Source organism: Catellatospora sichuanensis (assembly GCF_007483665.1).
Classification (GTDB): domain Bacteria; phylum Actinomycetota; class Actinomycetes; order Mycobacteriales; family Micromonosporaceae; genus Catellatospora; species Catellatospora sichuanensis.
Window position 1 is genome coordinate 128,326 of record NZ_ML660189.1, and the last position, 24,402, is coordinate 152,727.

Genomic DNA, 24,402 nt, shown 5'->3' on the forward strand with positions numbered 1-24,402 from the left:
CCGTGCACACGGGGCGGGCGTTGTGCTGTTGCAGGTCATACCGCTGTCGAGTGAGGATTCGGACATGAGTAACGAACGGCTCACCGCGCTGCTGGCCGAGTACGCGGAGCTGGAGGCACGGCTCGCGGACCCGTCGATCCACGCCGACCAGGCTGCCGCGCGCAAGGTCGGGCGGCGCTTCGCCGAGCTCACCCCGATCCACAAGACGGCACACGAGCTGGACGCGGCGCGGGCCGATCTGGAGGCCGCGCGCGAGCTGGCCGCGATCGACCCGGATTTCGCCACCGAGGCGGTCAGCCTGGAGCAGCGCCTGCCGGAGCTGGAGGAGAAGCTCGCCGAGCTGCTCGCCCCGCGTGACCCCAACGACGCCAAGGACGTGATCCTGGAGATCAAGTCCGGCGAGGGCGGCGAGGAGTCCGCGCTGTTCGCGGGCGACCTGCTGCGTATGTACCTGCGCTACGCCGAGCGCCGCGGCTGGATCACCGAAGTCCTCGACTCCCAGGACTCCGACCTCGGCGGCGTCAAGGACGTCTCCGTCGCCATCAAGACCCGCGGCGTGCCCGACGGCGGCAACGGCGTCTGGTCCCGCCTGAAATGGGAAGGCGGCGTGCACCGCGTGCAGCGCGTCCCCGCCACCGAGTCCCAGGGCCGCATCCACACCTCCGCCGCGGGCGTCCTGGTCATGCCCGAAGCCGAGGACACCGAGGTCGAGATCGACACGGGCGATCTGAGGATCGACGTCTACCGCTCCCAGGGCGCCGGCGGCCAGTCCGTCAACACCACCGACTCCGCCGTCCGCATCACCCACATCCCCACCGGCACGGTCGTCACCTGCCAGAACGAGCGGTCCCAACTCCAGAACAAGGACAAGGCGATGCGCATGCTGCGCGCCAAACTCGCCCAGCTAGCCGAGGAGCAGGCCCAAGCCGCCGCCGCCGACGCCCGCAAGGCCCAGATCCGCACGGTCGACCGCTCCGAGCGCATCCGCACCTACAACTACCCCCAGAACCGCCTGACCGACCACCGCATCGGCTACACCGCCTACAACCTCGACCTCGCCATCGGCGGCGACATGGACGGCGTCCTCGAAGCCCTCACCACCGCCGACCGCGCCGCCCGCCTCGCCGGCGAAACCGAACTCTCCCGCTCCTGACCCAAGATCGTAGGGATCTTGGGCGGTGGGGCGGGGGTCAGTGGCCGGCGGAGTCGTAGCGGCGTAGGCCGTGGCGGAAGACGAGGCGGGCCAGGTAGGCGCAGTAGAGGGCTACCAGGGGTGTGAGTAGGCCGATCCAGGCGGATTCCTTGTCCAGCAGCCAGGAGGCGGGGAAGAAGCTGATGAAGGCGTACGGGACCAGGACGGTGAAGGTCGCGCGGACCGCCACGCCGTAGATGCTGAGCGGGTACTTGGCCATGTCGCCGGTGCGGATCAGGGTCATCGCGAAGACGGGGTGGTTGCCGCCGACCCAGAACGACGCCGCGTTGCCGACCACGATCAGTGACAGCAGGATGGTGGCGCTGGAGGCCAGGAGCAGCAGCGCGCCGCCGATCCGGGCGGGGCTCCAGTCGATGTCGGAGTGGGCCAGGCCCCAGCCGATCATCGCGCCGCCGCCGATGAGGTCGCCGACGCCGTGCAGGCCGATCCCGCCGCTGACCACCTGGACCAGCACCGGAGCGGGCCGGGTGAGCGGGTAGTCCAGCTCGCCGTGGTTGATCTTTCCGGCGAGTCGCCAGGTGCCCTCGAAGAAGAGCGGGCCCAGGCCGTTGACGAAACCGTAGGTTCCGGCCAGCAGCACCGCCTCCGGGTACGACCAGCCGTTGAGCGCGGGCACGTGGGCGAAGACGGCGCTGAGGAAAATCAGGTTGAGCACCTGGAACAGCAGCCCGGCGACGATGAGCACCCAGAAGTCGGCCTCGTACTCCAGCACCGCGCGCAGGTGAGCGCCCAGGCTGCGCCGGTAGATCCGCAGCGTGCGGCGCACGTCAGCCTCCGTGGACGGTCAGGGCGCGCAGCGCGCGCCGCCAGATGAGCCGGGCGCCCCACCACAGCACCAGCACCCAGGCGGCCTGCACGGCCAGCAGCCGCAGCGCCTCCCAGCCGGTGGCCTGGCCCAGGTAGAGCGCGGCGGGGGTGGCGGTGATGCTGGCGAACGGCAGCACCGCCGCCGGGCCCGCCAGCCATGCCGGCAGCAGCGCCAGCGGGATCAGCGCGCCGGAGAACAGCGTGACGATCGCGTCCTTGGCCCACGAGACGCCCATGAAGTTCTGCGTCCAGAAGCACGCCATCGTGGTGATGTACGCGATGGTGAACTTCAGCGGCGCGACCAGCAGGAAGCTCACCGCGAACAGCAGCGCCTGCCCGGGGCCGGGCACCACCAGCCCACCGGTGAAGGTCACGATCGCGGTCGCCGCGATGGTGATCGCGATGAACTCCGTGGCCAGGCCGCCCATGTGCTCGCTGAACCGGGCCCACTGGTAGTCCAGCGGCTTGGTCAGGTCGGTGGCCACGTGGCCGTCGAAGATGCGCGAGGCCATCCACCAGTCGCCGTACGCCGAGCCGATGGACGCGGTCGCCCAGCCCACCAGCAGGTAGGCCTTCATCTGGTCCCAGTCGTAGCCGCCGATCGCGCCCTCGGACAGCAGCGCATGCCACACCGCGAGCGAGCCCGCGAGGAAGGTCGCGCCGCCGATCCACAGGATCAGCGAGTTCAGCCGGTAGGTGAGGATGCGTCGCGTCGACATCCGCAGCAGCCCCAGGTACGGCTTCATGCCTTCTCCTCGCTGCGTTCGTCGGCGGCGTCAGCGGCACCGGGCTCCCGGATCCGCTCGCTGCGCCCGCTCATCGCAGCAGCTCCCCGGCGTAGACCTTGCGGACGACGTCCTCGATGGCCGGTTCGTCCAGGTGCAGCTCGCCGACCTCGACGACGTCCAGCACCCCGGCGATGATCTGCCCGGCGGTGTGGGTGAACCGGTCGAAGGTGACGGTCACCTCGGTCGGGCTGTCGCCCGCGATGACCTCGACGTCGGGCAGCCGCTCGGCGAGCTTCTCGGCCGGGGTCGGCTCGGCCAGCTGCAGGTGCATCCGGCGTACCCGGGCGAAGCGGTCCTTCATCTGGGCCAGCGGACCGTCGAAGATCTTGCGGCCCTCGTCGATGATGACGATCCGCTCGCACACGTCCTCGATGTCCCCCAGGTCGTGCGTGGTCAGCATCAGCGTGGTGCCGTCCTCGCGCAGCTCCCGCAGGAACTGCCGGACCCGGTCCTTGACCGAGATGTCGAGCCCGATGGTCGGCTCGTCCAGGTAGACGATCTTCGGCTGGTGCAGCAGCGCGGCGGCCAGGTCGGCGCGCATGCGCTGGCCGAGCGACAGTTTGCGGGCCACCACGGGCAGCAGGTCGGCGAGGCCGAGCACCTCGTCGAGGCGTTCCAGGCGCTGTTTGTAGAAGGCGGGGCTCAGGTCGTACATGTCGCGCAGCAGGGCCAGCGACTCGCGGACCGGCAGGTCCCACCACAGCTGGGTGCGCTGGCCGAACAGCACGCCGATGTTGCGGGCGTTGACCATCCGGTCGGTGTGCGGCTCGGCCCCGGCCACCCGCACCGTGCCCGCCGTCGGCACCAGGATGCCGGTGAGCAGCTTGATCGTCGTGGACTTGCCCGCACCGTTGGGACCCACGTACGCCACGGACTCGCCCGCCTCGATGGACAGTTCGATGCCGTCCACCGCCCGGAACTCCTTGAATCTGCGCTGCACCAGGTGTTTCAGGGAGCCGCGAAGACCTGGATCCTTCTCCGGCCGACGGAAGATCTTCGTCAGCCCTCGGGCCTCCACCAATGACATGCGCCGACCCGCTCAACGCGCCGCGCGAGGGGTCAACCGGTTTCCCGCGGACCGTCCCGGCGCGCTGCGCGGGGACTCGGCCGGTTCCTCCGCGCAAGCCGCTAGGTTGATCGGGTGCCCGTGCTCTCCGCCCAGCTCCGCGCCGCCGCGGCGCGGCTCGCCACGGCCGGGATCGATTCGCCCCGGGTCGAGGTGGAACTGCTTGCCGCGCACGTGCTGGGCGTCGCCCGCGGTCGGCTGCTGCTGATCGACGACGTCACCGAGCCGCAGGCCGAGGCGCTGGCCGAGCTGGTGCGCCGCCGCGCCGAGCGGGTGCCGCTGCAGCACCTGACCGGCACCGCCCCGTTCCTCGACCGCGAGCTGCTGGTCGGACCCGGCGTCTTCATCCCGCGCCCGGAGACCGAACTGCTGGCCCGCTGGGGGATCGAGGCCCTGCAAGGCGTCGCCGACCCCGTGGTCCTCGACCTGTGCAGCGGATCCGGTGCGCTGGCCGTCGCACTGGCCGACGGTCGCCCCGACGCGACCGTGTACGCCGTCGAACGCAGCGACGACGCCCTGCCCTGGCTGCGCCGCAACACCGCCGACACGTCCGTGCGGGTGGTCCCCGGCGACGTGCGCGACGTGCCGCTGCCCGCCCCGGTCGACCTGGTCCTGTGCAACCCGCCCTACGTGCCGCTCGCGGTCGCGGTGCCACCCGAGGTCGGCCACGACCCCGCCGAGGCGGTCTTCTCCGGCGAACACGGCCTCGACCTCATCCCAGTGATCATCGCCCGCGCCGCCGAGGTGCTCCACGACGGCGGCCGCCTCGGCATCGAGCACGACGACACCCATACCGAAGCCATGGCCGCCCTCCTCACCGGCTGGCGCGACATCACCACCCACCCCGACCTCGCCGGCCGCCCCCGCTTCACCACCGCCCGCAAGCAAGGAAGGGCACCTTCACATCGCTCTGCGTAGAGGAAGGGCACCTTCTTAACCTCTTCGTGCCGCGCGTGTGCCGGCTGCCCGCGTGGCGGCCACCAAGATCGCTCGACTTGCCCGGCACCTGTGCGTATCTTGATCCGTCATTCGCCCATGTGCCGGGCAAGTCAGCCGATCTTGGGGCCTGCCGCGGGCGATCGCGGGGTGTTCGCCGGGAGGGCGGCGGACCTGCTGTCCGGTGGGTGGGAGCCGTGTGTGTCGAATGCGAACAGCGCATGACAGACTGGCTCACCGTGAGGCTCTACGACTGCCGCAACGTAGTCGAACGTGACCGGGGGATCCAGGCCGCGATCGACGCCGTATCCAGTGGCGACCTTGTGGTCCTGCCGACCGACACGGTGTACGGCATCGGCGCCGACGCCTTCAAGCCCTGGGCGGTGACCAACCTGCTCAGCGCCAAGGGGCGGGGCCGGCACATGCCGCCGCCGGTGCTGGTCGGTTCCCGGCACACCCTGGACGGCCTGGTGATGCGGCTGCCGTCGGTGGCCCGAGACCTGGTCGAGGCGTTCTGGCCGGGCGCGCTGACCATCGTCGTCGAGCAGGCGCCGAGCCTGCAGTGGGACCTCGGCGAGACCGGCGGCACGGTGGCCGTACGCATGCCGCTGCACCCCGTCGCGCTGGAGGTGCTGCGCAAGACCGGCCCGATGGCCGTCTCCTCGGCGAACCTCACCGGCCAGCCCGCGGCGCTCACTGCCGAGCAGGCCCGCGACCAGCTCAGCTACAAGGTCAGCGTGTACCTGGAAGCGGGGGAGTGCCCCAGCCCGGTGCCGTCGACGATCGTGGACGTCACCGGCGACCGGCCGCGCGTGCTGCGCGCCGGGGCGATCAGCCTCGACCAGCTGCGCGAGGTCGCCACCGACATCCAGGGTCCGGAGGAGTCGTGATGGCCCCGTTCACCGTCCTGCACGTGTGCATGGGCAACATCTGCCGCTCCCCGATGGCCGAGCGCCTGCTGGCGCTGGCGGTCACCGCGCAGGCCGGGCCGGTGGGCGCCGATCTGGTGCTCTCGCACTCGGCCGGCACCGGCGGCTGGCACGAGGGCGAGGAGATGAACCCGCCCGCGGCCCGCCAGGTGCGCGCGCGGGGCGGCTCGCCCGACGACTTCAGCGCCCGCAAGCTGCGCGCGGAGCACATCGAGGCGGCCGACCTGATCCTGACCGCGACCGCCGACCAGTACGACTACGTGGTCGCGCTGCGTCCCGACGCCGCCGAGCGCACCTTCGTGCTCGGCGAGTTCGGCCGCCTGCTGTCGGCCGTCGACCCGGCGGCGCTGCCGGCCGCCGAGCGCACCCCCGAGGCGGTGTACGAGCGCGGCGTTGCCCTGGTCGCGGCCGTCGCCGCTGCCCGCAACGGCGAGCCCGCCCAGGCCAAGGACGATCTCGACGACCCGTGGGGCCGCGGCGACCAGGTCTTCGCCCGCGTCGGCGACGAGATCCAGTCCACCGTCGCCCCCCTCACCGCGGTCCTGCTCCCGCCCCTGCCGTGACCGACCCCACGCCCCCGCCTGGCTGATCATTAACCTGTGGCACGGTTGGGCGGCATGTCGTTGACACAACATTCTGATGATCTTGAGGCGTGAATGCTCGGTAAGCGGCTGAAGTTCCTGCCGTTCATGCTCGGCGTGACCGCGGCGGTGGCCGTGGTGGCGCCGCTGGTGGCGTACCTGACCGTCGGCTCGATGGCCGCGGTCGGCGTGCTGGCGGGCGTGGCCCTGGTGGCGGCCAGCTACCTGTTGTCCAGCTTCGTGATCGCCTGGGCGGATTCGATCAACCCGAAGATGGTGCTGTCGGTCGGACTGCTGATGTACGCCGTCAAGTTCACCCTGCTGTTCCTGGTGCTGGCCGTGATCGCCAAGTCGGGCTGGGCCGGCCTCAAGCCCATGGCGATCGGCATCGGCATCGCCGCGATCGCGTGGACCTTCGGCCATGCCTGGTGGCTCTGGCAGGCCAAGATCCCCTACATCGACGAGCCCGAGAAGAAGTAGTCGATCAGGAACCTGCGCCGCCGACACGCGTCGAGCCGTGCCGCAGGCTCATGATCAGCCGGGGCCGCCGGGTGGGTCAGCCGAAGATGGGCGGGCGGCAGGGGTCCTTGACCGCGCCGGAGATGAGGTTGTCGCCCTCGGTGTCCTTGCGGGAGGTGCGGGACCAGTCGACCACGGTGCGGAAGGTGCCGCTTCGGCAGCTGATGCTGAGGTCCTTGGTCTGGTACTTGAGTTCCGCGGCGTAGGTGGCCTTGCCCTTGAGGGTGTGTGTGCGGGAGGCCACACTGCGCCATACGTCACCGTCCCGGCGCTCGATTTTGATCTTCAAAACGAGGCGGTCTGCACCCGGCGTGGCACATCGGTAGCGCACGCGGCCGGCGAAGTTGTCCCGGTCGTCGTCGGCCTTCGGGCCATCGACGATGACCGTGCAGTGCACCGGCTTGGTCGACTCCCTGTCGTCGTTGCCGCGCGGCTCACAACCGCTGCTCAATGCTGTGAGCAGGACGAAAACTGCGGGTATCGTGAGCTTGCGCATCGCCGCACCGCCGTGGGGGAGAACGGAAGGGTTGTCTCCATCTCAGCGGTTCGACGCGGTTAAATCAACATCGATCTCATCCTGATGGAAGATGACGCAGCGCCGACCTGGTGATGAACATCGCTCGCGTACGGGGGGTGCGTCGGCCGATGCAGGGGGTGGCTGATATTGTTCGCCCCGTCATGGCCGATGACCAGCCTCCGAAGCGCCCTCATGCAGAGGGCGCCGATGCGGGTTGGGCGGCCATCGGGTATCTCCTCGGCGGAATGTTCGTCTGGGGAGGGGTCGGGTGGCTCATCGATAAGTGGCTGGGACTCCCCAACGTCGGGCTGTTGATCGGTTTGATCGGCGGCGCGGCCGCCGGGGTCTATCTGACCGTGAAAAGACTGGACGGGTGACCGTGCCCGATCGACGGAGGATGACAGGTTGATTACGCAGCCGGGTTTCCTTGCCTCGGAGTTTCCCCCTGGCGTGGATGTCTTCGACTACAAGACCCTGATTCCGTCGCTCGAAGGCAGCATGTGGGCCGGGGCCTTCACCAAGCTGAGCCTCCTGGTCTGGATGGCGGTCGCCATCATCATCGTCTTCTTCCTCGTGACGTACCGCAACCCCACGCTGGTGCCGAGTAAGAAGCAGTGGCTCGCCGAGTCTGCCTACGGCGTGGTGCGCAACAACATCGCCACCGACATCATCGGCCCGCAGGGCGTGCGCTTCGCGCCGTACCTGGCGACCGTCTTCTGCTTCGTCTTCGTGACGAACCTGTGGAGCATCGTGCCGTTCGCGCAGATCTCCCCGAACTCGCACCTGGCCTTCCCGGTGGTGCTGGCCGTGCTGACCTGGGTGATCTACATCGGCATCGGCATCAAGAAGCACGGCCTGCTGGGTTACCTCAAGCACTCCACGGTGCAGCCGGGTGTGCCGTGGTGGGTGCACCCGATCCTGATCCCGATCGAGTTCCTCTCGAACCTGATCCTGCGCCCGATCACGCTGGCGGTCCGTCTCTTCGCGAACATGTTCGCCGGCCACATGATCCTGCTGGTGTTCACCCTCGGCGGCGTGGCGCTGTGGAACGCGGGCCCGCTGCTGCTGAAGCCCGCCGCGCTCGGCAGCTGGGCGTTCGCCATCGTGATGACGCTGTTCGAGCTGTTCATCCTGAGCCTGCAGGCCTACGTGTTCACCCTGCTCTCGGCGACCTACTTCCAGAGCTCGATCTCCGAAGAGCACTGAGCTCCGGCGCACGAGACACCCGCGCCGGACGGCGCGACACACTCTGGCTTTCGATCCACAACTGAAGATCGCTCATACCTGTAACCAAAAACGTGCGCGTGACTGGCACGCGTCGAACTCAGGAGGAATCCGACATGACCGGCAACCTTAACGTCATCGGCTACGGCATCGCCGCGCTCGGCCCGGGTATCGGCGTGGGTCTGGTCTTCGCCGCCTACATCCAGGCGACCGCGCGTCAGCCCGAGAGCGCCGGCCTCACCCGTACCTACATGTTCATGGGCTTCGCCGTCATCGAGGCGCTGGCCCTGCTCGGCCTGGTGCTCGCCTTCGCGCTGAACACCGCGGCCTGAGGCCGACGCCATCCGCTGGGTGATTCGGTGACCGGCCTGCGACGGCCGGTCACCGCCGAAGGGGAGTGACCAATGAACATCGCACAAGAGGCGCCAGACGCGCCCGCGGAGCACGGCTACAACGTGCTCGGCGTGCCGCTGGCTGAGGTGATCGTCGGCCTCATCGCCTTCGGCGTCCTGCTGTTCGTGCTGACCAAGTTCGTGTTCCCGCGTATGGAGAGCATGTTCCAGCAGCGCGTCGAGGCCATCGAAGGTGGACTCGTCAAGGCGGAGAAGGCCCAGGCCGAGGCCGCGGCCCTGCTGTCGCAGTACAAGGCGCAGCTGGCCGAGGCTCGTACGGAGGCCGCGCGCATCCGTGACGAGGCCCGTGCCGACGCCGAGGGCATCCGCACCGACGTGCTGGCCAAGGCCCGCGAGGAGTCCGACCGCATCATCGCGGCCGGTCGCGAGCAGCTGGCCGGCGAGCGGGCGAGCATCGTCCGTGAGCTGCGTACCGAGATGGGTTCGCTGGCGGTCAGCCTGGCCGGCAAGATCGTTGGCGAGTCGCTGGAGGACGAGGCCCGTCGTCGTGGCACCGTCGAGCGTGCGCTCGCGGACCTCGAGAGTGCCGGAGCCCGCTGATGCAGGCGGCAAGCCGAGAGTCGTACGCCGCGGCCCGGGCGGCGCTGGAGGCCTCCGCAGGGGGCGCCGGTGCCGCCGCCATGGCGGTGACCGCCGAGGAGCTGCTGTCCTTCGCGGATCTGCTGGCCCGTGAGCCGCGGCTGCGGCGCGCGCTGTCCGACCCCTCCCGTCCGGGCGGGCAGCGCGGCGAACTCGCCGCGAGCCTGCTGCAGGGCAAGGTCGGCCAGGGCGCCATCGACCTCGTCCAGGTGCTCGCGTCCGGCCGCTGGTCGGCCGCGTCGGAGCTGCTGGAGGCCGCTGAGCGGCTCGGTGTCGACGCGCTGCTGGCCTCGGCCGAGCTGGCCGGCGACCTCAACGAGGTCGAGGACGAGCTGTTCCGCTTCGGGCAGATCGTCGACGGCGACCCGCAGCTGGCCGCCACGATCGGCGAGTTCGTCGTGCCGGTGGCACGCCGGGCCGAGCTGGTCCGGGGCCTGCTGCAGGACAAGGCGAAGCCGGTCACGGTGAGCCTGGCAGCGCTGGCGGTGCGCGGCTTCGGCGGCCGCACGTTCGGCAACGGCATCACCCGCCTGGTGGAGCTGGCCGCGGAGCGCCGCGAGGCGCAGGTCGCCTACGTCACGGTCGCCGAAGCGCTGACCGAGGCGGAGGAGGCCCGGCTGGCTTCCTCCCTGTCCGCCATCTACGGCCGTCAGGTCTCGGTGAAGGTAACCGTCGACCCCGCGGTGCTGGGTGGGCTGAGCGTGCAGGTCGGCAGCGACCTCTACGACGGCACCATCGCACGGCGGCTGGCCGCAGTCCGCAACGCGCTCGCCGGATAGTGAGCGCCGCAGTGCCGGCTGACGCCTGGATGCGCCGCTTGAGCGGTGGCGCGCCGGGACGAACCGCACCGCGTGAGAACCGCAACCGAACCTGACTTTTGACAGTCACGACACCCGTTAGGAAGCTGAGGATGGCCGAGCTGACCATCTCGTCCGAGGAGATCCGTGGAGCGCTTGAGCGTTTCGTCTCCTCGTACGCGCCCGAGATCTCCCGCGAGGAGGTCGGCGTCGTCACCGAGGCCGGTGACGGCATCGCCAAGGTGGAGGGTCTCCCCTCGACCATGGCCAACGAGCTGCTGGAGTTCGCGGACGGCACCCTGGGTGTCGCGCTGAACCTCGACGTCCGCGAGATCGGTGTCGTCGTTCTGGGCGCCTTCGAGGGCATCGAGGAGGGCCAGCCGGTCAAGCGCACCGGCCGCGTCCTCTCCGTGCCGGTCGGCGACAAGTTCCTGGGCCGCGTGGTGAACCCGCTGGGTGCGCCGATCGACGGCCTGGGCGAGATCGCCAACGAGGGCTTCCGCGAGCTGGAGCTGCAGGCCCCGAACGTCATGGTCCGCAAGTCGGTGCACGAGCCCCTGGCGACCGGCATCAAGGCCATCGACGCGATGACCCCGATCGGCCGTGGCCAGCGTCAGCTGATCATCGGTGACCGCAAGACCGGCAAGACCTCGGTGGCGCTGGACGCGATCATCAACCAGCGTGACAACTGGAAGTCCGGCGACCCGGTCAAGCAGGTGCGCTGCATCTACGTGGCCATCGGTCAGAAGGCCTCCACCATCGCGTCGGTCAAGGGCACGCTCGAGGCGGCGGGCGCGATGGAGTACACCACCATCGTCGCGTCGCCCGCGTCGGACCCGGCCGGCTTCAAGTACCTGTCGCCGTACGCCGGTTCGGCCATCGGCCAGCACTGGATGTACGCCGGCAAGCACGTTCTGATCGTCTTCGACGACCTGAGCAAGCAGGCCGAGGCCTACCGTGCCGTGTCGCTGCTGCTGCGCCGCCCGCCGGGCCGTGAGGCCTACCCGGGTGACGTCTTCTACCTGCACTCGCGCCTGCTGGAGCGCTGCGCGAAGCTGTCGGACGAGCTGGGCGCGGGCTCGATGACCGGTCTGCCGATCATCGAGACGAAGGCCGGCGACATCTCGGCGTTCATCCCGACCAACGTCATCTCCATCACCGACGGGCAGATCTTCCTCGAGGAGTCCCTGTTCAACTCGGGTGTGCGTCCGGCGATCAACGTCGGTACGTCGGTCTCCCGGGTCGGTGGCGCGGCGCAGACCAAGCCGATGCGCAAGGTCTCCGGGCGTCTGCGTCTGGACCTGGCCCAGTACCGGGAGCTGGAGTCGTTCGCGGCTTTCGCCTCGGACCTGGACAAGACCTCGCTGGCCCAGCTGGAGAAGGGCGGCCGGCTGGTCGAGCTGCTCAAGCAGCAGAACTTCTCGCCGTACCCGATGGAGGAGCAGGCCGTCTCGATCTGGTCCGGCACCGAGGGCAAGATCGACGACATCCCGGTCGCTGACGTGCGCCGCTTCGAGTCGGAGTTCCTGCAGCACCTGCGCAGCTCGCACAGCGACGTGCTGAAGACGATCGCGTCCGGCACCTGGGACGACGACGTCGCGGCCAAGCTCGACAGCGTGATCACCGAGTTCAAGAAGGGCTTCCTGCCCGCCGAGGACTCCCAGGCGATCGTGGACGTCGAGGCCGAGGCGCTCGAGGGCGACGAGAAGACCGAGACCGTCACCCGCATCGTGGCTGAGAAGAAGTAGCCATGGCCGGGCAGGTACGAGTTCTCCGTCGGCGGATCAAGGCGACCCGCTCGACGAAGAAGATCACCAAGGCGATGGAGCTGGTCGCGACCAGCCGTATCGCCAAGGCTCAGGACCGTGTCGCGGCGTCGCTGCCCTATGCGAACGCCATCACCGGCGTGCTCACCGCGCTGGCGTCGAACACCAACGCCCAGCACCCGCTGCTGGTGCCGCGGGACCCGGAGCACCGGGCCGGCGTGCTGCTCATCACGAGCGACCGCGGCCTGTGCGGCGGGTACAACGCCAACGCGATCAAGCTCACCGAGCAGCTGATCGCGCGGCTCAAGGCCCAGGGCAAGCAGGTGGCGCTGTACGTGATCGGCCGCAAGGGGATCACCTACTACACCTACCGCGGGCGTGAGCTGGCCGGTAGCTGGAGCGGGTTCTCCGAGCAGCCGCGCTTCGAGGACGCGCGCCGGGTCGGCGAACTGCTGATCCAGGCGTTCGTGCACGGCGCGGACGACAGTGTCGACCACGCGGGTGACGACGGCGTGCTGGGCGTGGACGAGTTGCACATCGTCTACACCGAGTTCAAGTCGCTCATCAGCCAGAACGCTGCCACGAAGATCTTCGCGCCGATGCAGGTCGAGGAGCGCGAGGGCAACAAGGGCGAGCTGCTGCCGGCGTACGACTTCGAGCCGAACGCGGAAGAGCTGCTGGACGCGCTGCTGCCGAAGTACATCAACACGCGGATCTACGCGGCGTTGCTGGACTCGGCGGCCAGTGAGTCGGCGTCGCGCCGCCGGGCGATGAAGAGCGCCACGGACAACGCCGAAGAAATGATCAAGTCGCTGACGCGGGAGATGAACTCCGCCCGCCAGGCCGCGATCACCCAGGAAATCAGCGAGATCGTCGGCGGCGCGAACGCGCTGGCGGCGGCGGGGAGTGAATGATGACCACTGCTACTGACACCAAGGCGGGCGTCGGTCGAGTCGTCCGGGTCATCGGCCCGGTCGTCGACGTCGAGTTCCCGCGCGACGCGATGCCTGAGATCTTCAACGCGCTCCAGGTCAACGTGACCCTGAGCGAGGGTGAGCGCACGCTGACCCTGGAGGTCTCCAACCACCTCGGCGGCAACGTCGTGCGTGCCATCTCGATGCAGCCGACCGACGGTATGGTCCGCGGCGCGAAGGTGACCGACACGGGTTCCCCGATCAGCGTGCCGGTGGGCGACGGCACCAAGGGCAAGGTGTTCAACGTCCTCGGCGAGTGCCTCAACCTGGAGAAGGGGCAGAAGCTCGAGGTCACCGAGCGCTGGCCGATCCACCGCAAGCCTCCGGCGTTCGCCGAGCTGGAGCCGAAGACCGAGATGCTGGAGACCGGCGTCAAGGTGATCGACCTGCTGGCCCCGTACGTCAAGGGCGGCAAGATCGGTCTGTTCGGCGGCGCGGGCGTGGGCAAGACGGTGCTCATCCAGGAGATGATCATCCGCGTTGCCCGTAACTTCGGCGGTACCTCCGTCTTCGCCGGCGTGGGTGAGCGCACCCGTGAGGGCAACGACCTCATCGCCGAGATGGCCGAGGCCAACGTGCTGGGCGACACCGCGCTGGTGTTCGGCCAGATGGACGAGCCCCCGGGCACCCGTCTGCGGGTCGCGCTGTCCGCGCTGACCATGGCCGAGTACTTCCGTGACGTGCAGAAGCAGGAGGTGCTGCTCTTCATCGACAACATCTTCCGCTTCACGCAGGCCGGTTCCGAGGTGTCCACGCTGCTCGGCCGTATGCCGAGCGCCGTGGGTTACCAGCCGACCCTCGCCGACGAGATGGGTGAGCTCCAGGAGCGCATCACCTCGGTGCGTGGCCAGGCCATCACCTCGCTGCAGGCCATCTACGTGCCCGCGGACGACTACACCGACCCGGCGCCGGCGACCACCTTCGCCCACCTGGACGCGACCACGAACCTCGAGCGCAAGGTGTCCGACAAGGGCATCTACCCCGCCGTGGACCCGCTGGCCTCGTCCTCGCGAATCCTGGCCCCGGAGTACGTCGGCGCGGAGCACTACGCCGTCGCCACCGAGGTGAAGCGGATCCTGCAGAAGTACAACGACCTGCAGGACATCATCGCCATCCTCGGTATGGACGAGCTCTCCGAGGACGACAAGATCACCGTGGCCCGGGCCCGCCGGATCGAGCGGTTCCTGTCGCAGAACACCTACGCGGCCAAGCAGTTCACCGGTGTCGAGGGTTCGACCGTGCCGGTGAAGGAGACCGTGGAGGCGTTCAAGAGGATCTCCCAGGGCGACTACGACCACGTCCCGGAGCAGGCCTTCTTCATGTGCGGCGGTCTGGACGACCTCGAGAAGAACTACCGCGAGCTGACCAAGTAGGTCTGTTCGCCGAAAGGGGCGCCTCTCCCAGCCGGGAGGGGTGCCCCTTTTCGTTGCGCACGGCCGGGCCCCTTCCGGGGGGACAGGGCAGGAGCCAACGTCGCATCTGCGTCGTTAGCCACATCATGGTGGCGAAACGGTGGCGTAAGGCGGCGCGGTGGGCACGCTGGAGTGTGCTGGCCGGTACGGCTCTGATGTTGCTGAGCGGCGCCTCCCTGGTCACCGTGGACCGGGTGATCGCGCGCTACGAGGGCGCGATCCACAAGGAGGACCTCTTCGGCGACGGGTCGGGCCGCCAGGCGCCGCCGCGGCCGGAGGACATCAAGGGCCCGCTCAACATCCTGCTGGCGGGCATCGACCCGCGGCGCGGCGACCCGTTCTGGATCCCGCGGGCCGACTCGATCCTGGTCATGCACATCCCCGCCGGCCTGGACCGCGGCTACCTGTTCTCGCTGCCCCGGGACCTGCTGGTGGCCATCCCGCCGTTCCCGAAGTCGGGCTACCCCGGCAACGCCGCGGACAAGCTCGCGCACGCGATGTACTTCGGCTCGATGGTGCCCGGCGACCGGCGCGCCAACCACGCCCAGGGTTTCGAGCTGCTGGCCGCGACGGTCAGCCAGTACACCGGGATCGCCCGGTTCGACGCCGGGGCGATCATCGACTTCAGCGGCTTCAAGGACGTCATCGACGCGCTCGGCGGGATCGACATGACGGTCGACGAGCGGGTCGCCTCGATCCACCTGGAGCCCGACGGCGATCCCCGCGACCGGGGTGCCGGCAGCACCGGCTACGTCGGCGAGCAGATGGTCTACGAGCCCGGCCTGCGCCACTTCAAGGGCTGGCAGGCGCTGGACTACGCCCGGCAGCGGTACGTGACCGGCGGCGACTACGCCCGCCAGCGCCACCAGCAGCAGCTGGTCCGCGCGATGATCGAGAAGGCGTTCAGCGACGACGTGCTGACCGACCCGCTGCAGATGGACACGGTGCTGCGGGCGGCCGGGCAGTCGCTCACCTTCAGCGGCCGGGGGCACACGGTGATCGACTGGGCGTTCGCGCTCCAGGATCTGCGTCCGAGCACCGTGCACATGGTGAAGCTGTCCGGTGGCGGGGTCGGCCACTACGTCGTCGACAAGGGCAAGGACGACGACGAGGGCGGCGATGACGGAGACGACGGTGACGGTGGAGACGACGGCGACGACGGTGGGGACGACGACAAGAAGGACGACAAGAAGAAGAAGTCCAAGCCCAAGATGAAGTACCAGTACGACGGGGAGCAGCTGGATTATTTCGCCAAGCAGTTTCTCGCCTCGGTCGCCGCGGGCTCGGTCGAGAACTTCGTGGCGTTCCATCCGGAAATGTTGAGTAAGTGAGAGTGGCGCGCTGCTCACACTGACCGGTCCTGGTGAGGGCCGCTGATCACGGGCGGTTAGACTCGCTGCACCAATCTTGCACACCTGAGGAGTCATCGTGGCCAAGCTGCTCCAGGTCGAGCTCGTCGCCGTCGAGGAGAAGGTCTGGTCCGGGCAGGCCGAGATGGTCATCGCCCGCACCACCGAGGGCGAGCTGGGCGTGCTGCCCAGCCATGCGCCGCTGCTCGGCCAGCTGGCGAACCCGGGCGGGGTGCGCATCATCCTCCCCGGTGGCGAGGAGAAGGCCTACGACGTCCACGGCGGCTTCCTGTCGGTCACGACCGAGGGCGTGACGGTGCTGGCAGAGACCGCGACCCCGGTCGCCCCGGCCGCACGCCACTGAGCGACCAGCGCCCCCGACGACGATGAGGTCGCTGCTCGAAGTAGTCGCCATCGGCCTCGTCGTCCTGCTCGCCCTGCTGGCGGGCCTCTTCGTGCGCCGCGAGGTGTTCGCGCGCGGCCACGGCACCGTCGAGCTGTACCTCCGGCTGCGTCAGACGGCCGGAGGGCGCGGCTGGGCCCCCGGCTTCGCCCAGTTCCGCGGCGACGACCTGCGCTGGTACCGGATGTTCAGCCTCTCCCCGCGCCCCCGCCGCACGCTCTCGCGCCGCGATCTGAAGGTGGTCGCCCGGCGCGCGCCCAGCGCGGAGGAGGCGGTGCTGGTGCCCGCCGACTGGGTGGTCCTGCAGTGTGCCGACTCGCGGGCACAGGTGGAGATCGCCATGCCGCTGCACACCGTCACCGGCTTCCTCTCCTGGCTGGAAGCCGCCGCGCCCTACTCCACCTAGCGAGCCCGCGGGCCCGGCGTCCGGGTCAGGGTGCGGGCGTGCGGCGGTAGCGGTGCAGGGCGAGCGGGACCGCCAGCAGCAGGGCTGCGGCGAGCCAGGTCAGCGCCAGGGGGTACGCCGAGGCCGGGCTCGCGCCCGAGCGGGCGGGTTCGTTGCCCCACAGCAGGCGCAGCGCCGTGACGACGGCCGAGACGGGGTTCGCCTCGGCGAGCGGGCGCAGCCACGACGGCATGGTGGCCGACGGCGCCAGCACGTTCGACACGAACGTCAACGGGACCAGGCACACCGGCACCAGTACCCGGGCCGCGCGAGGGCTGCGTACGGACAGCCCCACGACCACGGACAGCCACGTGACGGCGTACCCGAAGGTCAGGACCAGCAGGAAGCCCGCCATGGCCGCAGCGGGGCCGCTGTGGACGCGCCAGCCCGCGATCACCCCGGTCGCCGTGGCGACCCCCGCCGTCATCGCGATCCGGACCAGGTCCGACGCGGTACGCCCGAACAGCACCGCGGCCGCGGGCACGGGCAGGGTCCGGAACCGGTCGACCATGCCGCGGCGCACGTCCTCCGCGACGCCCACCGCGGCCAGCCCGGCGGTGACCGCGACCGCCTGCACGAGCAGGCCCGGGGTCAGGAAACCGGGGTAGGAGGCGACGCCCGGCACCTTGACCACGCCGCTCAGGACCACCCCGAACAGCAGCATGAACAGCACGGGTTGCAGCAGCGGCAGCGCCAGCAGGCGCGGCTCCCGCCGGTCATGCAGCAGCCCGCGCCGGGCCGTGACCCAGGCGTCCTGTGCCGCCGCCGCGAACTCGCTCACGCCTGTTCCTCGCTGCGCCCGTCGGCGGCATCGCCGGGGGTCATGTTGCGCTCGTTGCGCTCGTCGAAGGCATTGCGGACGATCATGGTTCGCGGGCCTGGTTCGTTCACGTCCGGGCCTCCTCGTCGGCCAGGGTGGGGGTGGCCGCCTGGCCGGTGAGCTTGCGGAACACGTCGTCGAGGCTGGCCCGGTGGATGCCGATGTCGACCGGCTCGATCCCGGCCGCGTCGAGCCTGCGCACCAGCTCGACCAGCGCGGGGGTGCCCGCGACGACGGGAGCCTGGACCAGGTGCTGATCCGGGAAGACGACTGCCTGGCCGCCGCAGACGCGGTTCAGGATGTCCTCGGCGACCTGGGTCTCCGCCCGGTTGCCCAGCACGACCTGCAGCCGCTCGCCGCCGATGTGCCGGGTCAGCTCCTCCGGCGTGCCGCGGGTGAGCACGTGACCGCGGTCGAGCACCACGATCTGGTCGGCGAGCTCGTCGGCCTCGTCCAGGTGCCGGGTCGCCAACAGCAGGGTGGTGCCGTCGCGAACCCGCTCGCTGATCACGTCCCAGATGCCCAGTCGGCTGCGCTGGTCCAGCCCCGCGGTCGGCTCGTCGAGCAGGACCACGGGCGGTGCGGCCACCAACGCGCCGGCCAGGTCGAGGCGGCGGCGCATGCCGGCCGGGTAGCAGCGCGCGGGCCGGTGCGCGGCCTCGCTCAGGTGGAACCGCTCCAGCAGCTCCTCCGCCCGCGCTCGGGCGCGCCGTCGGCCGAGCCGGTGCAACCGTCCGAGCTGCTCCAGGTTCTCGAACCCGGAGAGGAAGTCGTCGACGGCCGGGCGCTGTCCGCACACGCCGATGTCCCGGCGTGCCCAGCCTGGGCGGGACAGCACGTCGACGCCGTTGATCAGACAGCTGCCCGCGTCCGGGCGCAGCAGGGTGGCCATGATGCGCACCGCGGTGGTCTTGCCGGACCGATCCGGCCCGAGCAGGCCCAGCGCGGCGCCCTCCGGCACGCTCAGGGAGAGGCCGGCCAGCGCGGTCACCGAGCCGTACCGCTTGACCAGCCCTTCCACGACGATCGCAGCGGCCATGGACACACGGTAGTCACGGTGTGGACCCGGCGAGCCGGATCCGCCCTTTTACCGGGTCGCGACCAGCTCGACCTCGTAGCCCTGTTCGTCCTCGAGGTAGGCCGCGTAGGTCCCCGGACCGCCCGCGTGCGGGTGCCGGTCGGCGAACAGCAGCCGCCAGCCGTGCCCGCCCGCCGCGGCGACCAGCCGGTCCACGTCCGCCGGGGAGCCCGCGTGCAGCGCCAGATGGTTCAGCCCTGCGGCGCGGCGCTCGTGCCGCCCGGCGACCAGGTCGGGGGAGCATTCGAAGACGACGTACGCCGTGCCGTGCCGCCAGGAGACCCCGGCCGCCCAGCGCTGGTGCTCGACCCAGCCCAGCTCGGTCAGCAGCCAGCCCCAGGAACGCTCGGTCGCCATGAGGTCCGGCACCCACACCTCGACGTGGTGCAGGCTCACCGGTTGGCCCCGGGCACCCACTTCACGTCGGCGGTGCCATCGGAATTGGCGATTCTTCCGAGGATGAACAGCAGATCGGAGAGCCGGTTGAGATACTGTGCGGGCAGCGGGCCGGTGCGCTCCGCGTCCACGCTCAGCAGCGCGAACGAGGAACGTTCCGCGCGCCGGGCGGTGGTGCGCGCGACGTGCAGCAGGGCCGCACCCGGCGAACCCCCCGGCAGGATAAAAGAATCCAGCTTGCTCAGTCGTGCGTTGAACTCGTCGCACCAGCCCTCCAGGCGGGTGACGTAGTCCTGCGTGACGCGCAGCGGCGGGTACTTCGGATCGGGGGTGATCGGGTTGCACAGGTCGGCGCCCACGTCGAACAGGTCGTTCTGGACGAGGGTCAGTACATTCCGCACATCATCGGCTAGGTTGCCCAGAGCGAGCGCCACCCCCAGAGCGGCGTTGCACTCGTCCACATCGGCGTACGCGGTGATGCGCGGATCGGTCTTGTCCACCCGCTCGCCGTTGCCGAGCGCGGTGGTGCCGGCGTCGCCGGTCCTGGTGTAGATGCGGGTGAGGTGAACAGCCATGACAGCGAGCCTAATGGTGGCCGACGGTGGTGACTCCGTCGGCGCGTTGCTGGCGGGCGTCCGGGCGGGGGGTCCGGCTTCTACGATGGCCGATGTGGATGTGATCCGGGTCAAGGGCGGCGTACGGCTGGCCGGCGAAGTCGCCGTGGTCGGCGCGAAGAACTCCGCGCTCAAGCTGATGGCGGCGGCGTTGCTGGCCGAGGGCGAGAGCGTGATCACCAACGTGCCGCGCATCACGGACATCGCGCTGATGGGCGAGGTGCTGCGGCGGCTGGGCGCGGACGTCGCCTTCGAGGACGACCGGGTGCGCATCAACGTGCCCGCCCGGCTGCACCCCGAGGCCGACTACGAGCTGGTGCGCCGGCTGCGGGCGTCGATCTGCGTGCTCGGGCCACTGCTGGCACGCTGCGGCAAGGTGCGCGTGGCACACCCGGGCGGGGACGCGATCGGCTCCCGCGGGCTGGACATGCACGTGTCCGGCCTGGCGAAGATGGGCGCGGACATCAGCGGCGAGCACGGCTTCGTGGTCGCCGAGGCTCCGTCGGGCCTGCACGGCGCGAAGATCAGCCTGGACTTCCCCAGCGTCGGCGCTACCGAGAACCTGCTGATGGCGGCCGTGCTGGCCCGTGGAACCACGGTGATCGACAACGTGGCGCGCGAGCCGGAGATCGTCGACATCTGCCGGATGCTGACCGGGATGGGCGCGCGCATCGAGGGCGCGGGCACCTCCGAGCTGACCGTGCACGGCGTACGCCAGCTCCAGCCCGTCGAGCACGCCACCATCGGCGACCGCATCGTGGCCGGCACCTGGGCCTTCGGGGCCGCGATGACCCGCGGCGACGTCACCGTGCGCGGCATCGACCCGCGCTGCCTGGAGATCGCTCTGGACAAGATCCAGCAGGCGGGCGGCGCGGTCGACTACGGCCCCGACTGGTTCCGGGTGCGCATCGCCGACCGGCCCGCCGCGGTGGACGTACGCACGCTGCCCTTCCCGGGTTTCGCCACCGACCTGCTGCCGATGGCGATCGGCATGGCGGCGGTGGCCGACGGCGTCTCGCTGATCACGGAGAACATCTTCGACGGGCGGTTCATGTTCGCCGAGGAGCTCAAGCGGCTCGGCGCGGACATCCGCATCGAGGGCCACCACGCCATGGTTCGCGGCCGGGACAACCTGTCCAGCGCCGAGGTCACCGCCAGTGACATCCGCGCCGGGGCCGGGCTGGTCATCGCCGGCCTCTGCGGCGACGGCGTGACCACGGTCCGCGCGGTCCACCACATCGACCGCGGCTACCCCGACTTCGCCGGTGACCTGCGCGCCCTCGGCGTCGAGGTCGAACGCGCCGAAACCCCCGCCGACCCCGAATACGGCTTCTGACCCCGACCCGACCCGACGCCCACGGGCGTCGGGTCGCGCGCCGCGACTCTCAAAGACTGCGGCCTAAGACCGTCTCTGAGGCCGCAAGTCCAAGAGTCGCGCGGGCCGTGGGCCAGGCCCGCGGGGCATCCGGCGGGCCGGGCGGGCGGGGTGATGGGGCCGGGTGCCGGCGGCGTTGACGGCAACCGGGGTTCAGCGGGTTTCGCCTACGACGCGGCGGGCGCGGTTGACCTCGTCGGCGAAGACGAGCACCCGGATCCGCCCGTCGGGTGCGGTGGCGAGTGTGGCGCGGATGCCGACGCTGTGCAGGTGCTCGCGGATGAGCGCGGCGTCGGCCAGGGTGCGGACCACGGCGGCGCTGGCCAGCAGGCCGTAGTCGTCGAGGGCGGGGCTCGGCGCGAGCGGGGCGGGCGTCTCGGCGTCGCGCTGCAGGCCGCGGTGCAGGACCACGGCGAGGACGGCGATCGTCAGGATCGCCACCATCGGGCCGGCGAGATAGGCACTAGCAGGCATGATCCCAGTCTGCACCTCCGTGGTGGGGTCGCGAGGCCGTTCGCGGCCTCCTGAGCGATCGTTTAGGCTCGACTGCGGTCGGCCGCGCGTCACCGGCGGCCGGACGACACCGGTTCATGTTCCCCACTGGGAGGCAGTGCAATGGCAGGGAAGCTCGCGGTCATCGGGGCGGGACTCATGGGCGCCGGCATCGCCCAGGTGGCGGCGCAGGCCGGATGGCAGGTCACGCTGCGCGACCTCGACGACGCCGCCACCGGGCGCGGCCTGGACGGCATCCGCACCTCGCTGGGCCGGTTCGCCACCAAGGGCACCATCACCGAACAGGACGCCCAGGACGCGCTGGCACGTATCACCACCACCACGGACCTCGAGGCGGCGGCCGAGGCCGACATCGTGATCGAGGCGGTGTTCGAGAAGCTGGAGATCAAGCAGGAGGTCTTCCGGGCGCTGGACCGCATCTGCAAGCCGGACGCGGTGCTCGGCACCAACACCTCCGCCATCCCGATCACCCAGATCGCCGCCGCCACCGGCCGGCCCGAGATGGTCGTGGGCACCCACTTCTTCTCCCCGGTGCCGATGATGAAGCTGTGCGAGCTGGTCCGCGGCCACCGCACCAGCGACGAGACGCTGGCCACCGCGCGGGCGTTCGCCGAGGGCATCGGCAAGACCTGCATCGTGGTGAACCGTGACATCGCCGGCTTCGTCACCACCCGCCTGATCGCCGCGCTGGTCGTGGAGGCGGTCAAGCTGGTCGAGTCCGGCGTGTGCACGCCCGAGGACCTCGACACGGCCTGCAAGCTGGGCTTCGGCCACGCCATGGGCCCGCTGGCCACCACCGACCTCACCGGCGTGGACATCCTGGCGCACGCCGCCCGCAACATCTACACCGACACCGCCGACCCGAAGTTCTTCCCGCCGGAGCTGCTCCAGCGCATGGTCACGGCCGGCGAGCTGGGCCGCAAGACCGGCAAGGGCTTCTACACGTACTGACCACGCTCCACTGCGCCGCGCGCCGCGGCCCCGTTTTTCATAGACGCTGGCCTATTACATCGAGTTTCGGTCGATCGAAGTCGATGTTATAGGCCAGCGTCTATGTTTCGGGTCAGCCCTCCCGCTTGGTCGTCCAGCGGAAGCCGAGCAGGCACAGGATCAGGCCGCCGACGCACCACGCGGCGAGCACCAGGGCCACCCGGCCCAGCTCGTACGAGCCGGCGACCTCCTGGCTCGCGAACGACTCAGGCAGGAACACGCTGCGCAACCCCTGGCACATCCACTTGAGCGGGAACAGCGCGGCGAACTGCTGCATCCAGTGCGGCAGGTCCTGGTACTCGAAGAACACGCCCGAGGTGAACTGCAGGATCAGCGCGATCGGGGTGACCACGGCCGGTCCGGCCCGGCCGGTCTTCGCGACGCCGGAGAAGGCGATGCCGCACAGCGTGCAGGCGATCAGGCCGAGCACGCTGACCCAGCCGAAGGTGAACCACTTCTGCCCGGTGTCGGGCAGGCGCAGGTCGTAGAGCGCCACCGCGACGCCGAGCAGCAGGACAACGGCGATGAACGCGAGCGCCGCCACGCAGAGGATCTTGCCGGCGAAGAAGACCCACTTCGGCATGGGCGTGCCGCGGTAGCGCTTGAGCACACCCCGGTCCCGCTCGATGGGGATGGTGATGGCCAGGTTCTGGAAGCCGGTGGCCATGATGCCCGAGGCGATCATGCCGGTGACGAAGTACTGCGACAGGGTCACCGCGGGGTTCTCGCCGGGCGGGGTGATGATCGTGCTGCCGAAGATCGACCCGAAGATCAGCATCAGCATGACGGGGAAGAGCAGCGTGAAGACCAGGGACTCCCGGGTACGCACGAACTGCTTGAACTCGATCCCACCCTGCGCCAGGGCCAGGCTGAGTCCGCCTGCGCCCGCCTGCCGCGCGGCGGGCTGCGCGGTCTCCTGCTCCACGGTCTGCGTGCTCATGCCGTCTCCTCGCCACGCTCGTCGACGGCGCCGACCGATGACATCGTTCGCTCGCTCACGCCGCCCCCTGCCCGTTCTCGCCGATCATCTTCAGGTAGACGTCCTCCAGCGTGGGCCGGGTGACGGTCAGCTCCGGCACCTCACCGCCGAAGGAGGCGGCCAGCCGCTGCACCACCTCGGTGGGCCGGTCGGTCTCCTCACTGCGCGGGCCGCCGTCGTCGCGCCAGCTCACCGTGGCCGTGGCCAGGTGCCGCCCGCCCAGCTCGGCGGGGGTCGACACGGCGATCATGGTGCCGCGGGCGATCACGCCGACCCGGTCCGCGAGCGCCTCGGCCTCGTCCAGGTAGTGCGTGGTGAGCAGGATGGTGGTGCCGGTGTGCGAGAGCCCGCGGATCAGGTCCCAGAATTCGCGCCGCGCGGCCGGATCGAAGCCCGTCGTCGGCTCGTCGAGGAACAGCACCTCGGGCTGGTTGACGATGCCCAGCGCCACGTCGAGCCGGCGCTTCTGGCCGCCGGAGAGGGTGTGCGTGCGCGAGTTGGCCTTCTCGCTCAGCCCGACCCGCTCGATGACCTCGTCGGGGTCGGCCGGATTCGGGTAGAAGCGGGCGAAGTGGCGTACCACCTCGTGCACCTTGAGCTCGTCGAACTCGCCGGTGCCCTGCAGCACGATGCCGACCCGGCGACGCCAGTCGCGGTCGGCCTTGGCCGGGTCGATGCCGAGCACGGACACCTGGCCGGAGTCACGGGTGCGGAACCCCTCCAGGATCTCGACCGTCGTGGTCTTGCCGGCGCCGTTCGGGCCCAGCAGCGCGAACACCTCGCCCGGCGGCACGGCCAGGTCGACCCCCGCGACCGCGACGTTGTCCGCATAGGACTTCCGCAGCCCGGAAACGCTGATCGCCAGCTCTTCGTGAGTCACACCCGGCACCATACGTCAGGGCCGCGTCGAGACCCGCCG

At 70.1% G+C, this 24,402-nt stretch carries 29 protein-coding genes; 18 read left to right on the plus strand and 11 right to left on the minus strand.

Annotation, left to right across the window (positions count from 1 at the left end):
• Positions 1-64: 64 nt before the first annotated feature.
• Complete coding sequence (prfA, locus tag FLL47_RS10920) at positions 65-1,153, plus strand: peptide chain release factor 1 (RefSeq protein ID WP_144120359.1); 1,089 nt, start codon at positions 65-67, stop codon at positions 1,151-1,153.
• A 37-nt stretch (positions 1,154-1,190) separates the two neighbouring features.
• Here prfA and FLL47_RS10925 read toward each other — a convergent pair whose 3' ends face one another.
• The 3 genes from FLL47_RS10925 to FLL47_RS10935 all read right to left on the minus strand — a co-directional run bounded on the left by FLL47_RS10925 (position 1,191) and on the right by FLL47_RS10935 (position 3,835).
• Complete coding sequence (locus FLL47_RS10925) at positions 1,191-1,979, minus strand: ABC transporter permease (protein ID WP_144120360.1); 789 nt, start codon at positions 1,977-1,979, stop codon at positions 1,191-1,193.
• Between the two features lies 1 nt (position 1,980).
• Positions 1,981-2,766, minus strand: a complete 786-nt coding sequence (locus FLL47_RS10930; protein WP_144120361.1) for an ABC transporter permease — start codon at positions 2,764-2,766, stop codon at positions 1,981-1,983.
• Positions 2,767-2,836: 70 nt separating this feature from the next.
• Positions 2,837-3,835, minus strand: a complete 999-nt coding sequence (locus FLL47_RS10935) for an ABC transporter ATP-binding protein (RefSeq protein ID WP_186315658.1) — start codon at positions 3,833-3,835, stop codon at positions 2,837-2,839.
• Between the two features lie 114 nt (positions 3,836-3,949).
• Here FLL47_RS10935 and prmC point away from each other — a divergent pair, with 114 nt between their 5' ends.
• The 4 genes from prmC (at position 3,950) to FLL47_RS10955 (ending at position 6,800) form a co-directional block, all read left to right on the plus strand.
• Positions 3,950-4,792 (plus strand): peptide chain release factor N(5)-glutamine methyltransferase, encoded by an 843-nt coding sequence (prmC, locus tag FLL47_RS10940; RefSeq protein ID WP_144120362.1) that lies wholly within the window; start codon positions 3,950-3,952, stop codon positions 4,790-4,792.
• A 239-nt stretch (positions 4,793-5,031) separates the two neighbouring features.
• Positions 5,032-5,700 (plus strand): L-threonylcarbamoyladenylate synthase, encoded by a 669-nt coding sequence (locus FLL47_RS10945; RefSeq protein WP_144120363.1) that lies wholly within the window; start codon positions 5,032-5,034, stop codon positions 5,698-5,700.
• Positions 5,700-6,302 (plus strand): arsenate reductase/protein-tyrosine-phosphatase family protein, encoded by a 603-nt coding sequence (locus FLL47_RS10950; protein WP_144120364.1) that lies wholly within the window; start codon positions 5,700-5,702, stop codon positions 6,300-6,302. The genes FLL47_RS10945 and FLL47_RS10950 overlap by 1 nt, the downstream gene beginning before the upstream one ends.
• Before the next feature lie 93 nt (positions 6,303-6,395).
• A complete protein-coding gene (locus FLL47_RS10955) occupies positions 6,396-6,800 on the plus strand; it encodes a hypothetical protein (protein ID WP_144120365.1) in 405 nt (134 codons plus the stop codon).
• 76 nt (positions 6,801-6,876) lie between these two features.
• Here the strand turns inward: FLL47_RS10955 and FLL47_RS10960 are convergent, their stop codons facing one another.
• On the minus strand, positions 6,877-7,335 hold the full coding sequence (locus FLL47_RS10960) for a hypothetical protein (RefSeq protein WP_144120366.1): 459 nt from the start codon (positions 7,333-7,335) through the stop codon (positions 6,877-6,879).
• A gap of 182 nt (positions 7,336-7,517) precedes the next feature.
• On the opposite strand from FLL47_RS10960, the gene FLL47_RS10965 reads away from it, so the two are divergent.
• The 11 genes from FLL47_RS10965 (at position 7,518) to FLL47_RS11015 (ending at position 16,679) form a co-directional block, all read left to right on the plus strand.
• Positions 7,518-7,733, plus strand: coding sequence for an AtpZ/AtpI family protein (locus FLL47_RS10965; RefSeq protein WP_144120367.1), 216 nt, complete (start codon positions 7,518-7,520; stop codon positions 7,731-7,733).
• Between the two features lie 28 nt (positions 7,734-7,761).
• Positions 7,762-8,562 (plus strand): F0F1 ATP synthase subunit A, encoded by an 801-nt coding sequence (gene atpB, locus FLL47_RS10970; protein ID WP_407924751.1) that lies wholly within the window; start codon positions 7,762-7,764, stop codon positions 8,560-8,562.
• A gap of 134 nt (positions 8,563-8,696) precedes the next feature.
• On the plus strand, positions 8,697-8,912 hold the full coding sequence (atpE, locus tag FLL47_RS10975; protein ID WP_144120368.1) for an ATP synthase F0 subunit C: 216 nt from the start codon (positions 8,697-8,699) through the stop codon (positions 8,910-8,912).
• 72 nt (positions 8,913-8,984) lie between these two features.
• Positions 8,985-9,533, plus strand: a complete 549-nt coding sequence (locus FLL47_RS10980; RefSeq protein WP_144120369.1) for a F0F1 ATP synthase subunit B — start codon at positions 8,985-8,987, stop codon at positions 9,531-9,533.
• The gene (locus tag FLL47_RS10985) at positions 9,533-10,351 is read left to right on the plus strand and encodes a F0F1 ATP synthase subunit delta (protein ID WP_144120370.1); all 819 of its coding nucleotides are present in this window, start codon (positions 9,533-9,535) and stop codon (positions 10,349-10,351) included. The genes FLL47_RS10980 and FLL47_RS10985 overlap by 1 nt, the downstream gene beginning before the upstream one ends.
• Before the next feature lie 131 nt (positions 10,352-10,482).
• The gene (gene atpA / locus FLL47_RS10990; protein ID WP_144120371.1) at positions 10,483-12,117 is read left to right on the plus strand and encodes a F0F1 ATP synthase subunit alpha; all 1,635 of its coding nucleotides are present in this window, start codon (positions 10,483-10,485) and stop codon (positions 12,115-12,117) included.
• A 2-nt stretch (positions 12,118-12,119) separates the two neighbouring features.
• Positions 12,120-13,049, plus strand: a complete 930-nt coding sequence (locus tag FLL47_RS10995; RefSeq protein ID WP_144120372.1) for a F0F1 ATP synthase subunit gamma — start codon at positions 12,120-12,122, stop codon at positions 13,047-13,049.
• Entirely contained in the window at positions 13,049-14,482 is a 1,434-nt protein-coding gene (atpD, locus tag FLL47_RS11000) for a F0F1 ATP synthase subunit beta (protein ID WP_407924750.1), read from the plus strand. The genes FLL47_RS10995 and atpD overlap by 1 nt, the downstream gene beginning before the upstream one ends.
• Positions 14,483-14,607: 125 nt before the next feature.
• Entirely contained in the window at positions 14,608-15,852 is a 1,245-nt protein-coding gene (locus tag FLL47_RS11005) for an LCP family protein (protein WP_144120374.1), read from the plus strand.
• 97 nt (positions 15,853-15,949) lie between these two features.
• Positions 15,950-16,234 (plus strand): F0F1 ATP synthase subunit epsilon, encoded by a 285-nt coding sequence (locus tag FLL47_RS11010; RefSeq protein WP_144120375.1) that lies wholly within the window; start codon positions 15,950-15,952, stop codon positions 16,232-16,234.
• 22 nt (positions 16,235-16,256) lie between these two features.
• Complete coding sequence (locus FLL47_RS11015; RefSeq protein WP_144120376.1) at positions 16,257-16,679, plus strand: DUF2550 domain-containing protein; 423 nt, start codon at positions 16,257-16,259, stop codon at positions 16,677-16,679.
• 25 nt (positions 16,680-16,704) lie between these two features.
• On the opposite strand, the gene FLL47_RS11020 is transcribed toward FLL47_RS11015, so the two are convergent.
• The 4 genes from FLL47_RS11020 to FLL47_RS11035 form a co-directional block, all read right to left on the minus strand.
• Entirely contained in the window at positions 16,705-17,499 is a 795-nt protein-coding gene (locus tag FLL47_RS11020; RefSeq protein WP_144120377.1) for an ABC transporter permease, read from the minus strand.
• 106 nt (positions 17,500-17,605) lie between these two features.
• Positions 17,606-18,577, minus strand: a complete 972-nt coding sequence (locus tag FLL47_RS11025; protein WP_144120378.1) for an ATP-binding cassette domain-containing protein — start codon at positions 18,575-18,577, stop codon at positions 17,606-17,608.
• Between the two features lie 48 nt (positions 18,578-18,625).
• A complete protein-coding gene (locus tag FLL47_RS11030) occupies positions 18,626-19,012 on the minus strand; it encodes a VOC family protein (RefSeq protein WP_425457678.1) in 387 nt (128 codons plus the stop codon).
• A complete protein-coding gene (locus FLL47_RS11035) occupies positions 19,009-19,587 on the minus strand; it encodes a cob(I)yrinic acid a,c-diamide adenosyltransferase (RefSeq protein ID WP_144120380.1) in 579 nt (192 codons plus the stop codon). The genes FLL47_RS11030 and FLL47_RS11035 overlap by 4 nt, the downstream gene beginning before the upstream one ends.
• Here FLL47_RS11035 and murA point away from each other — a divergent pair.
• Positions 19,586-20,962: a UDP-N-acetylglucosamine 1-carboxyvinyltransferase gene (gene murA, locus FLL47_RS11040; RefSeq protein ID WP_144120381.1), complete on the plus strand. Its 1,377-nt coding sequence runs from the start codon at positions 19,586-19,588 to the stop codon at positions 20,960-20,962. The genes FLL47_RS11035 and murA overlap by 2 nt on opposite strands.
• A gap of 192 nt (positions 20,963-21,154) precedes the next feature.
• On the opposite strand, the gene FLL47_RS11045 is transcribed toward murA, so the two are convergent.
• Positions 21,155-21,475 (minus strand): hypothetical protein, encoded by a 321-nt coding sequence (locus FLL47_RS11045; protein ID WP_144120382.1) that lies wholly within the window; start codon positions 21,473-21,475, stop codon positions 21,155-21,157.
• Between the two features lie 141 nt (positions 21,476-21,616).
• Here FLL47_RS11045 and FLL47_RS11050 point away from each other — a divergent pair, with 141 nt between their 5' ends.
• Positions 21,617-22,465 carry a 3-hydroxyacyl-CoA dehydrogenase family protein gene (locus FLL47_RS11050; RefSeq protein WP_144120383.1) on the plus strand — a complete coding sequence of 283 codons (849 nt, stop codon included), beginning with the start codon at positions 21,617-21,619 and terminating at the stop codon, positions 22,463-22,465.
• A 112-nt stretch (positions 22,466-22,577) separates the two neighbouring features.
• On the opposite strand, the gene FLL47_RS11055 is transcribed toward FLL47_RS11050, so the two are convergent.
• Positions 22,578-23,444: an ABC transporter permease gene (locus FLL47_RS11055; RefSeq protein WP_144120384.1), complete on the minus strand. Its 867-nt coding sequence runs from the start codon at positions 23,442-23,444 to the stop codon at positions 22,578-22,580.
• Positions 23,445-23,499: 55 nt separating this feature from the next.
• Positions 23,500-24,363: an ABC transporter ATP-binding protein gene (locus FLL47_RS11060; RefSeq protein WP_246157789.1), complete on the minus strand. Its 864-nt coding sequence runs from the start codon at positions 24,361-24,363 to the stop codon at positions 23,500-23,502.
• Between the last annotated feature and the right edge of the window lie 39 nt (positions 24,364-24,402).

Coding starts and splice junctions, on each gene's coding strand:
- atpA (WP_144120371.1), top strand. CDS start 10,483: ATGGCCGAGCTGACCATCTCGTCCGAGGAGATCCGTGGAGCGCTTGAG.
- FLL47_RS11055 (WP_144120384.1), bottom strand. CDS start 23,444: ATGAGCACGCAGACCGTGGAGCAGGAGACCGCGCAGCCCGCCGCGCGG.
- FLL47_RS11035 (WP_144120380.1), bottom strand. CDS start 19,587: ATGGCTGTTCACCTCACCCGCATCTACACCAGGACCGGCGACGCCGGC.
- FLL47_RS10945 (WP_144120363.1), top strand. CDS start 5,032: ATGACAGACTGGCTCACCGTGAGGCTCTACGACTGCCGCAACGTAGTC.
- atpD (WP_407924750.1), top strand. CDS start 13,049: ATGACCACTGCTACTGACACCAAGGCGGGCGTCGGTCGAGTCGTCCGG.
- FLL47_RS10995 (WP_144120372.1), top strand. CDS start 12,120: ATGGCCGGGCAGGTACGAGTTCTCCGTCGGCGGATCAAGGCGACCCGC.
- atpE (WP_144120368.1), top strand. CDS start 8,697: ATGACCGGCAACCTTAACGTCATCGGCTACGGCATCGCCGCGCTCGGC.
- murA (WP_144120381.1), top strand. CDS start 19,586: ATGACAGCGAGCCTAATGGTGGCCGACGGTGGTGACTCCGTCGGCGCG.
- FLL47_RS10950 (WP_144120364.1), top strand. CDS start 5,700: ATGGCCCCGTTCACCGTCCTGCACGTGTGCATGGGCAACATCTGCCGC.
- prfA (WP_144120359.1), top strand. CDS start 65: ATGAGTAACGAACGGCTCACCGCGCTGCTGGCCGAGTACGCGGAGCTG.
- FLL47_RS10955 (WP_144120365.1), top strand. CDS start 6,396: ATGCTCGGTAAGCGGCTGAAGTTCCTGCCGTTCATGCTCGGCGTGACC.
- FLL47_RS10985 (WP_144120370.1), top strand. CDS start 9,533: ATGCAGGCGGCAAGCCGAGAGTCGTACGCCGCGGCCCGGGCGGCGCTG.
- FLL47_RS10960 (WP_144120366.1), bottom strand. CDS start 7,335: ATGCGCAAGCTCACGATACCCGCAGTTTTCGTCCTGCTCACAGCATTG.
- FLL47_RS10965 (WP_144120367.1), top strand. CDS start 7,518: ATGGCCGATGACCAGCCTCCGAAGCGCCCTCATGCAGAGGGCGCCGAT.
- FLL47_RS11045 (WP_144120382.1), bottom strand. CDS start 21,475: ATGCCTGCTAGTGCCTATCTCGCCGGCCCGATGGTGGCGATCCTGACG.
- FLL47_RS10930 (WP_144120361.1), bottom strand. CDS start 2,766: ATGAAGCCGTACCTGGGGCTGCTGCGGATGTCGACGCGACGCATCCTC.
- FLL47_RS11050 (WP_144120383.1), top strand. CDS start 21,617: ATGGCAGGGAAGCTCGCGGTCATCGGGGCGGGACTCATGGGCGCCGGC.
- FLL47_RS10980 (WP_144120369.1), top strand. CDS start 8,985: ATGAACATCGCACAAGAGGCGCCAGACGCGCCCGCGGAGCACGGCTAC.
- FLL47_RS10935 (WP_186315658.1), bottom strand. CDS start 3,835: ATGTCATTGGTGGAGGCCCGAGGGCTGACGAAGATCTTCCGTCGGCCG.
- FLL47_RS11025 (WP_144120378.1), bottom strand. CDS start 18,577: ATGGCCGCTGCGATCGTCGTGGAAGGGCTGGTCAAGCGGTACGGCTCG.
- FLL47_RS11005 (WP_144120374.1), top strand. CDS start 14,608: ATGGTGGCGAAACGGTGGCGTAAGGCGGCGCGGTGGGCACGCTGGAGT.
- FLL47_RS11015 (WP_144120376.1), top strand. CDS start 16,257: ATGAGGTCGCTGCTCGAAGTAGTCGCCATCGGCCTCGTCGTCCTGCTC.